Source organism: Methylobacterium sp. J-030 (genome assembly GCF_022829545.1).
GTDB lineage: Bacteria > Pseudomonadota > Alphaproteobacteria > Rhizobiales > Beijerinckiaceae > Methylobacterium.
In genome coordinates this window covers 1-10094 of sequence record NZ_JAKSYM010000153.1, presented here as the reverse complement: position 1 = coordinate 10094, position 10094 = coordinate 1, and the positions used below count along the sequence as shown (strand labels likewise).

The window sequence follows — 10094 nt, the reverse complement described above, 5'->3', positions numbered from 1 at the left end:
GTCGAGGTTCTGCTGGGCAACCCGGCCAAGGCGAAGGCGACGTTCGGCTGGGAGGCGCAGACCAGCCTGGAGGCGCTGATCACCGAGATGGTCGACGCCGACATCAAGCGCCTCTCCGCAAACGCCTGAGCGCGCCTCGCCGCCGAAGCAGGTTTCGCAAGAGCGGACACCGGTTCGGCGCAAGAGAGCGCGTCACAACGGAGGCTCAGCGCCGCGCGCGATGGCAACGCGATCGGGCACGGCTCTGGCGCAGGCGCATCATTCCGGACCGGGTGGCCGCCCGGCCCATGGTCCGATAAGCTCGGGCTGGATCGGACGGCGGGATGACTGGACACTACACGACCGAGGATTACGCGTTCGCGCAGGCGGAATTCCACACGCATCGGCGTACCCTCGCCGGATACGTCGCGCTGCTGTCGGAAGCGGCCCGGTTGCTGCGCGATCACACCGACCGCGTGACCGTTTCCGGCGTCGGCATCGCGGCTCCGCGGGCCGGATCGGCCGTCATCGATGGGCAGGCCCTGCCCGCGCCCGCCGAGATCCAGCGCCTGCTGGTGCTCTATCGTGGCGCCTACGATCGCCTGCGCACCACCTGGGACGGGCTGCCGCCCCCCGAGCGCGCTCACCTCAGGCCGCCCCCGTCCGACCTGCCGACCCTGCAGCCCGCAGTAGGCTGAGGGCCGAAGGGATCGGCATGGTGGCGTGCGGCTCCTGCGGCCGGATCATCGTCCAGACGGCGCTGCGGCCGGGGCCGATCTCCGGCACCGGTCGTGGAGGTCTGAGCGGCCTCGGCGTTGCAGCCCGTCGGAGGCGCCGCTATCAGTTGCGCCCGTTTTGAAGCTCGGGACAACATGGACGACGCGCAGCACCCCAACCTATCGCCGTCAGTCGGTCCCGAGGCGGCGACGTCTGACGCGCCGGCCGAGATTGATCCGATAGCCCGGGCGATACGGGAATCCGGGCTGTTCGACGCCGTCTGGTACGCCGCGCGGCATCCCGAGGCGCAGGATGACCCGCTCGCGCATTATGCGCGCCACCAGAACCACTCGGACATCGACCCCAATCCCCTGTTCGATACAGAGTGGTATCTGCGCAAGCACCCCGAGGCGGCGGCCCCCGGCCAGACAGCGTTCCTTCATTACCTGGACCACGGCTCGCGACCGGGCGTCGATCCGGGACCGCTGTTCGACAGCGCGTGGTATGCCGCCAAGCATCCGGACGTCTCGACCGGGGAGGGCACGCTCCTCCGGCACTTCCTGCAGACCGGGGCGAAGCTCGGCTACGATCCCAACCGGTTGTTCGACACGTCCTGGTATCGCGAACAGGCGCAGGAGGCCGGGGAGAACGCGATCCTGCACTACCTCGCGCGCGGCGCCGCGGCGGAACTCGATCCGCATCCGGCCTTCGACACGGCGTGGTACTTCCTCTGCAACGACGACGTGGCCGCGGGCGGGAAGAACCCGCTGCACCACTTCCTGCGCGACGGCGGCTTCGAGGGACGCAAGGCGCATCCCCTGTTCGACACCGCATGGTATCTGCGCCAGCGCCCGGATGTCGGCGAGGCCGGCCTCAACCCGCTGCTGCACTTCCTCGCCGATGGCGGCCGGGAGGGGGTCGACCCGCACCCGTACTTCGCGAGCGCGTGGTACCTCGCCCGCCACCCGGAAGTCGCGGCCACCGGCGAGAATCCGCTCGTTCATTACCTGCGGATCGGCGCACGGCTCGGCTACGATCCGCACCCGCTGTTCGACGCGGCTTGGTACCGGGCGACCTTCCCCGACGCGGGCGAGAACGCGCTGCTCGACTACCTCGGCCGCGATCCCGAGGACGGCGCCGAGCCGCACCCGCTGTTCGACTCACCCTGGTACCTGGAACAGGTGCCGGACGTCGCGGAAGCCGGGATGAACCCGGCGATCCATTACCTCACCGACGGGGCACGGGCGGCGCTGAGCCCGCACCCGCTCTTCGACCCGGCCCACTACCTCCGGCAGGTCCCCGACGCCGCCGACGCCCGGGCCAATCCCCTGCTGCATTATCTGAAGGATCGCGGCGCGACAGACCCGCATCCGCTGTTCGACACGTCGTACTATCTGGCGCGCAACCCCGATGCGCAGGGCCTCAACCCGCTCCTGCATTATCGGATGCGCGGGGCCGCGCGCGATCCGCATCCGCTGTTCGACGCCGCCTTCTACCTGTCCCGCAACGAGGATCTCGTCGAGACCGGCCGCAGCCCGCTCGCGCATTTCATCGAGGGGGGGGCCGCGGAGGGACGCGACCCGTGCCGGCTGTTCGACACCTCCTGGTACCTGGAGCGCAACGCGGACGTGGCCGCCTCCGGGCAGAATCCGCTGGTACACTTCCTCGGCGACGGCGGACGCGAGGGGCGCGATCCCCATCCGCTGTTCGACATCGGCTGGTACCGCTCCCGCGTCCCCGGGCTCGGCGACGTCAACCCGCTCGTGCACTACCTCGCGCACGGCATCCGAGCCTGCGCCGATCCCAACCCGCTGTTCGATGCCGCATGGTACCGGGCGCGTCATCCGGAACTCGGCCCGGACGCGGATCCGCTCGTCGACTACATCGAGCGCGGCGTCCACATCGGCTCCGAGCCGCACCCGCTGTTCGACGGCGGCTGGTACCTGCGGACCTACCCGGAGCTGGTCGACGCCTACGAGACGCCGCTGCATCATTTCCTGCGCCTCGGCGTCGCGGAGGGACGGGATCCGAGCCCGGATTTCTCGACCAGCTGGTACCTGGAGCGCCACCCGGACGTGGCGCGCGCAGGCCTCAACCCGCTCGCCCACTTCGCGGTCGCGGGCCGGGCCGAGGGCCGGTCGCCGCTGCCGCTCGAAACCCTGCACGCCCGCCGGGTCGCCGCCGAGCGGGTGGCGCTGGCCGCCGAGATACAGGACATCCACCGGCATATCGACCTGATGGTCGTGCAGCCCACCTTCGTCGTGCTGATCGACGGCGCGGGCGGGCAGGGCGCCGGGCAGACGCGGGCATCGCTCGATCGGCAGATCTACGGGCGCCTGCGCGCATGCACGACGCGCGACGCGGCGCTCGACGCCCTGGGGGAGCGGGCGGAGGCTTACCTGCTGTGGCTGGAGGACGGGGACGCGTTGCCGCCCCGCGCCCTCTACGACCTCGCCTGCGACATCAACCGCGCCCCCGACGCCGACCTGATCTACGGCGACGAGGAGGTCAGGGTCCCCCGCGGGATCCTGCCGTTCTTCAAGCCCGGTTGGAGCCCGGACTATCTCGAAAGTTTCGACTATGTCGGCCGGGCCGCCTGCTACCGCGGCGGCGCGGTGGCCGCGTTTCTCGGCGCGGCGCGCAGCCCCTTCGAGCTGACCCTGCGCCTCGGCGAGGCGGGCGCCCGGATCAGGCATCTGCGCCGGATCCTGCTGCGCGGCCCGGACCGGCGCTTCGGCGCGCAGGAGACCGAGCGCGCGCTGATCGGCGAACACTTGGCGCGGACCGGACGCGCCGATGCCCGCGTCGAGGTCGCCGCCGGCGCGCGTCGCTACGCGATCGCCCCGGGCCCGCGCGATGAGGCCGTCTCGGTCGTGAGCCTGCTGGCGCTGGGTGCCGCGGGCGGGGAGGCGCGCGCGGTCGAGACCTTCCTCGGGCGGCTCGCGGCGATCCGCGAGGGATCGAGCCACGCCCATCTCGAACCGATCGCGGTGCTCGATCGGGAGGCCGGAGAGGCCGAGATGGCCGCGCTCCGGGCGGCCGGGTGCCGGCCCGTCGTCGTCCCCGACGACGGGGCCGATCCGGTCCGGCGGTTGAACGCCGGCGCCCGGGCTGCGTCGGGTGAGATCCTGCTGTTCCTCAACCCGGATCTGGAGCCGGTCGAGCGATACTGGATCGAGCGCATGCTGATCCAGGTCGCCAAGCGCGCCGTCGGCGCGGTCGGCGCACGCTTGGTTGCCGGCGACGGGCAATTCCGACACGCCGGCATCGTGGCGAATGCGGGCGTGCCGGAAGCCGTGCGGGAGGGCAATGGCGGGGCCGAGGGCTACTTCTTCAGCGCGACCGCCGCCCGGAACTTCCTGGCCGTCAGCGGGGAGTGCCTGATGACCCGGGCCGAGACCTTCCGCGCGGCCGGCGGCCTCGACCCGGATCTCGGCGCGGCGCTCTGGGACGTGGACTACTGTCTCGCGCGGCGCGCGGCCGGCCAGCGGATCGTCTACGAACCGGGCGCGATCCTCGCCGATACCGGCCCTCGACGGACGCCGCGGGCGCGCGCCGGCGAGAGCGCGTGCTTCACGCGACGCTGGGGCGCACGGATCGCGCACGATCCCTACTACAACGAGGCCGTCCTGCGGCTCGGGTCGGCGGATTACGACGGCCGGCCGCTGCCCTGAGCGGCGACGCGCGAGTTTACGGGAGCGGTCGGTTCGATTAGTCCGCTCACCGAGATCAATCCGTTGCCGCCGTCGCCCGCCTTTCTCAACGCCAAGCCGTCATGAGTCCGACCGACCCGATCGCAGCCGCGGGCGCGCCGCACCTGAGCCGAAAGAGAGCGTGATGGCGCCCAGCTTCACTTGGGGCGGACGATGGGACGGACGAGGCGGCCTGACCGGGCTCGGCCGCACCGTCGGCCGGGGGATCGCCCGAACCGGGATCGGGCGCGGCGTGAGCGCGGGCCTCCTGCAGGGTCGCGGCGTGCTGAACGGGCTCGACGGCCTCTACTACCGCTGGGCGGGCGCGCCGGACACCCGCGCGAGCCGCAATCCGCTGGTGCGCCTGGCCGCCCGCGGCGGCCTGCCGCCCTCGACCGACCCGGCCTCCGAGGCGGAGCAGATCGCGGCGATCGCGCCCCATTTCGACGCCGCCTTCTACGAGAGCTGGTACGGGATCGCGGGCGAGGCGGGGCTGCGCGACTACCTCCGCACCGGCTGGCGCCAGGGTCGGGATCCGCGCCCGGACTTCTCGACCACCGAGTACCTCGCCGCGCGTCCCTCGCTCGCGCGCACCGACATCAACCCGTTCCTGCATTACGTGCGCGCGCTGCACGACCGGGGCATCCACGCGATCCCGCGGCCGGACGCCCGTCGCGCGGCACGCCTCGCCCGGCGTCTCGTCGACGGCGACTATTATCTGGCGGGCAATCCCGACCTGAAGGCCGCGGGCGTCGATCCCGGCAGCCACTACATGACTTCCGGATGGCGCGAGGGCCGGGATCCCGCGCCCAACTTCGACATCCCGTACTACTGCCTGAGCCGGGGCATCAGCTTCGCCGTGGAAAACCCGCTGCTGCACTACGTCATGCACGGCGGCAAGGCGAAGCCTTCGAGCGAGGACGAGGCGGTCGCGTTCCGGATCGAGACGATCGCACCCTACTTCGACGCCGCCTACTACCGCGGCCGCGGCGACGACCGCCCCGACGAGACGCTCCTGCGCGCCTACGCCGCCGGAGAGTGGCGCACGATGCGCAGCCCGCGCCAGGACTTCGATCCGGCCGGCTATGTTCAGGGGCGGGCGGACAACCGCGCGGTGCATGGCGACCCGTTCTTCCGCTACCTCGCCGAGACGCTGCTCTCGGGCGAGACACCCTTCGCGGGGCCCGGCCGGATCAGCTTCCCGGCGGTCGACGACGCGTGGTATCGCGCGACCTACGCCGACGTGCGCGGCAGCGGCATCCGACCCTACGCGCACTTCGCGAGCGCCGGCTGGCGGGAGGGTCGCGACCCGGGACCGCGGCACGCGACGCTCTACACCCTGCTGCGCGTCTGCGGGTTCCGCCCGGAGCGGCCGCCCGTCGAGGACACCGGCTGGATCGTCGAGATCGGCCGCGAACCGGTCGACCGCGAGGCCTACCTGCGCCTGCAGGCGGCGCTGGCGGCGCTGCATTTCGATCACGCGTTCTATCGCCGGCGCTACGGCGTGCCCGACGACGTCGACGCGATCCGCGATTACTGCGAGCGCGGCTGGCGGACGGGGCGCAACCCGCGGCCGGATTTCAACGGGCAGGATTACCTCGATGCGCACGGCTACGTGCAGGAGACCGGCGTGGCGCCGTTCGTCCACCATCTCGCCACCGCGCTGATGCTCGGCGTCGATATCGGCGCGGGCTTCGACCCGCGCTACGGCACGCCGCCCTCCGAGGAGGACGACGCGCTGATGGACGAGGCTCTGCTGATGGAGCCGCACTTCGACGCGGCCTTCTACGCCAAGCGCTACCCGGACGTGGCCGGCGCGCGCGGCGGTCCGCTCGCCCATTTCGTCGCCCACGGCCAGCACGAGGGCCGGCTTCCGAACAAGCACTTCTCGTACGATTTCTACGGCAAGGCCTACGGCCACCTGCTCGCGGCAGGCGAGTCGCCGTTCCTGCACTACGTCCGCACCGGCCGCGCGGCCGGGCTGATGGCCTCGGCCGAGGATCTCGGCGCTTGGCCGCCGATGACCGCGCCCGAGCCGCATGAATGGGACGGGCTGCCTCAGGCCTTGCCGATCGCGATGGCCGACGTCGTCGTGATCATGCCGATCTACAAGGGACGCGGCGAGACCCTTCGGGCGATCCACGCCTGCCTCTCGGCCCGGCAGAAGACCCGGTTCACGTTGCTGGCGATCAACGATCGCTCGCCCGACCCGGAACTCAGCGCGGAGCTGGCCGACCTCGCCCGCCGCGGTCTGTTCCACCTCGTGGCGAACGAGCGCAACCTCGGCTTCGTCCGCTCGGTCAATCGCGGCCTCTCGCTGCGTCAGGGCAACGCCGTCGTCCTGCTCAACTCCGACGCGCAGGTGTTCGGCGACTGGCTCGACCGCCTCGTCGCCCACGCCGAGGCGCGGCCGGGAGTCGGCAGCATCACGCCGCTGTCGAACAACGCCACGATCTGCAGCTACCCGAAATTCAACGCCAACAACGGCATGCAGCTCGAGATCGCGCGGCCCGAGCTCGACGCGGCTTTGGCCCGGATCAACCGCGGACGCCACGTCGAGGTGCCCACCGGCGTCGGCTTCTGCATGTACATGACGGCTGAGGCGCTCGGCGCGGTCGGCGTCCTCGACGAGGTCGCCTTCGGCAAGGGCTACGGCGAGGAGAACGATTGGTGCATGCGCGCCCTGAAGGCGGGCTACGTCAACCTGCTCGCCGAGGACGTGTTCGTCTACCACGCCGGCCAGATCTCGTTCGGGCTCGACGAGGGCGGCGAGTACGACCAGGGTCAGGCGGCGCTGCTCGCCAAGCACCCGGACTACCCCGCCGTCGTCGGCCAGTTCGTGGCCGCCGATCCCGGCCGGCATACCCGCGCGCGGATCGACCTGTACCGGCTCGCCCGGCATTTCCGGGAACGCGCGGTGCTGTTCGTGACCCACAGCTGGGGCGGGGGCATCCAGCGCCACATCGAGGACGTGATCGCGCGCCTGCAGGGCGAGGGCGCGCACGTGGTCCTGTTCTCGATCGACCGGAAGCGGAACATCCAGATCAACGTCTCGAACCGCAGCGGCGACTACCTCTACCTGCCGACGCTCGAGACCCTGTACCTGCCCCGCGACGCGGCGCAGATCGCCGAGTTCCTGGGCTGGCTGGCACCGCAGCTGATCCACGTGCACTCGCTGGCGGGCCTGAACTGGCCGGCGGCGCAGACCATGATGCGCCTCGTCGCGGAGTCGGGCCGGCCCTATGCGTGGACGCTGCACGACTTCTCCCCCGTCTGCCACCGCAACCATTTGGTCCAGCCCGACGGCACCTATTGCGGGCTCGCCCCCGTCCCGGTCTGCCGCGGCTGCCTGAACGCGGATATCGGAGCCTACGAGGAGCCGGACCCGGACGAGCGGCGGGCGGTGTTCGGCGCCTTCCTGGCCGGCGCCGCGCGGGTGTTCGCGCCCTCGCAGGACACCGCCGGGCGGCTGGCCGGTGTCTATCCCGATCTCCCGATCACCGTGCGGCCGCACTTCGAGGCCGACCGGCGCGTGCGGCCGGCGATCCGCAAGCGTGCGGAGGGCCGGCGCCGGGTGGTGGTGCTCGGCGCCATCAACATGATGAAGGGCGCGCGCTTCCTCCAGGCGCTGGCCACCGACGTGCGCGACCGGGATCTGCCGATCGACTTCACCATCATCGGCTTCTCCGACCCGGCGCTTCGGCCGGCCCTGGAGGCCGTCGATGTGACCGAGACCGGCCGCTACATGAGCGACGACGAGGCGCTGGATCTCGCGGCGAAGGGGTTCGCCGACCTCGTGCTCCTGCCGGCGATCTGGCCGGAGACCTACTCGTACGCGCTGACGCTGGCGCTGCGCACCGGTCTTCCGGTGGTGGCCTTCGACCTCGGCGCGCAGGGCGAGCGGCTGCGCGGTTACGCGCATGGGCACGTGCTGCCCTACGCGCTGCTGCACGACCCCTCCGGGTTCAACGACCGGCTGCTCTCGGTCGACCTCTCGCCGCGCGGCCGCATTCGGGGGGCGATTCAGGCGGCCGAGTACGGCGACATCCTGCGCGACTATTACGGGCTCGCGCCCGCGCCGTGAGCGGGCAGGCCCGCGCATTTCTCGATCGCACACACTCCCTTGTTTGCTGGAGCCGCGTGTACGCGGTCATCGCGCTCCCGGCGCTTTGCTGAAGGGAGCGATGCGGCTGGATTCCTGCCACGTCCGGCTCATTGGCGTCTTTCGGGGGGCTAGGATTCGTTCAATCCTGGATAGGCCTCCGGCGCTTGGCGAGCGCTCCCTCGTCGTCTACGAGCGAGAGGGCGGGCGTGAGCCGCCAATGGAGAGCGTACGGGGTGATTCTCCTGAGCCTCAACAAGATCGGGACACGTGCCACAAATGCACCCCGGCGCCCGCTTCAGCGGGCGCGCACCTTCCGGGCAAGGCGGGGGTGCTTGCCTAGGCTGGAGAAGCACAGTGCAAAACGCCGAGATCTCCTCGTTTCAGGGCGTTTGGCCCGGTGGGTACCAGGAGGGTTATCCTCAAGACCCACTATCTCAATCATCCTACTCAGGCATCGACCAGTTCAATGGTTACGCGAACCAGCATGAGATAGCGGCCGCAAAGGGGATCAAGGCGCAGCAGATCGGCTACCTCAGCACGCTGTACGTGACGTACCTGATGTGCATCCGCAATCAGGTACGCGACAAGGTTGTGCTGGAGATCGGACCGGGAAGGGGCGCTTGGTCCCGCTGCATCCTGGCCGATGGGGCCAAGCACCTCTACGCGCTCGACGCAGTCTCGGCCGAAGACAACAATTTCTTTGGTTACGTCGGTACCGATCCGGAGGTTCGTGAGCGTGTGACCTACGATCAGGTGCAGGACTTCTCCTGCGCCTGCGTACCGGATGGCCGTATCGACTTCTTCTTTTCCTTCGGTTGTTTTTGCCACGTCAGTCGAGACGCCACTGCCGCTTACTTCGATGCCATCGCGCAGAAGATGGCTTCCGGTGCCCGTGGCTACATCATGATCAGCGATTACGCCAAGCTCGCCGCCGCTCTGGCTATCGACGAGAGCGCCCGGGATTACGATCGACCTCGCCCGGGCCGCTGGTACAACCTCGGGCTACCCTGGTTCCGGGAGACCATCGAGGCCCGGGGATTCACGGTGCTCGACCCCGACCTTGGGTGCAATCTCCGGGACCCAGTGGTTCATTTCGCAAAGCTTTGATGGCGGATCGGCTACAGCAGGCTCTCGTATCGCCGCGGCGGCAGGCTTCCCCCGCAAGGCGCGCGCGTTGCCTCCGCAACGTCGGCGCGGCGTGCTCGAATCAGAGCTTCGCTGACCCAAACCGTCGATTCTGAGGACACCCGATGATCACCGTCACTGAAGCGATGAAGCAGGAGCTGCTCCGGCGCGGTGTTTCGGCGCTGCATCCGGCGCCGTTCGGCCTGCCGGAGGACTGCACCTTCGAGCCGCCGTGCAGCATCAAGTGGATGGGCATCGACTACTGCCTCACCATGGGGGCGTTCTCGTACGCGGTGAGCGGCTACTACTTCGGCGCCGACATCGCCCGCTACGTCTCGATCGGCGAGAGCGTGCAGGTCGGGCGGGGCAGCCACCCGGTCCAGTGCGGCTCGACCTCGCCGCTGTTCTACACCCACCACCCGGCGGTGCTCGACCGCGCCGAGCCGCGGGCGGCGGATTACGAGATCTGCGGGCCG

4 protein-coding genes and 2 pseudogenes are annotated in these 10094 nt (G+C 70.3%); all 6 read left to right on the top strand.

Annotated elements, in window-relative coordinates:
* Nucleotides 1-129 (top strand): annotated as a pseudogene (locus MKK75_RS09225) (GDP-mannose 4,6-dehydratase); the annotation flags it as partial.
* A 194-nt stretch (nucleotides 130-323) separates the two neighbouring features.
* On the top strand, nucleotides 324-677 hold the full coding sequence (locus tag MKK75_RS09220; protein ID WP_244042289.1) for a hypothetical protein: 354 nt from the start codon (nucleotides 324-326) through the stop codon (nucleotides 675-677).
* Nucleotides 678-851: 174 nt separating this feature from the next.
* Nucleotides 852-4370: a hypothetical protein gene (locus tag MKK75_RS09215; RefSeq protein ID WP_244042288.1), complete on the top strand. Its 3519-nt coding sequence runs from the start codon at nucleotides 852-854 to the stop codon at nucleotides 4368-4370.
* A 163-nt stretch (nucleotides 4371-4533) separates the two neighbouring features.
* The gene (locus MKK75_RS09210; protein ID WP_244042287.1) at nucleotides 4534-8472 is read left to right on the top strand and encodes a glycosyltransferase; all 3939 of its coding nucleotides are present in this window, start codon (nucleotides 4534-4536) and stop codon (nucleotides 8470-8472) included.
* Nucleotides 8473-8847: 375 nt separating this feature from the next.
* Entirely contained in the window at nucleotides 8848-9600 is a 753-nt protein-coding gene (locus tag MKK75_RS09205; protein ID WP_244042286.1) for a methyltransferase domain-containing protein, read from the top strand.
* 143 nt (nucleotides 9601-9743) lie between these two features.
* Nucleotides 9744-10094 (top strand): annotated as a pseudogene (locus MKK75_RS09200) (antibiotic acetyltransferase); the annotation flags it as partial.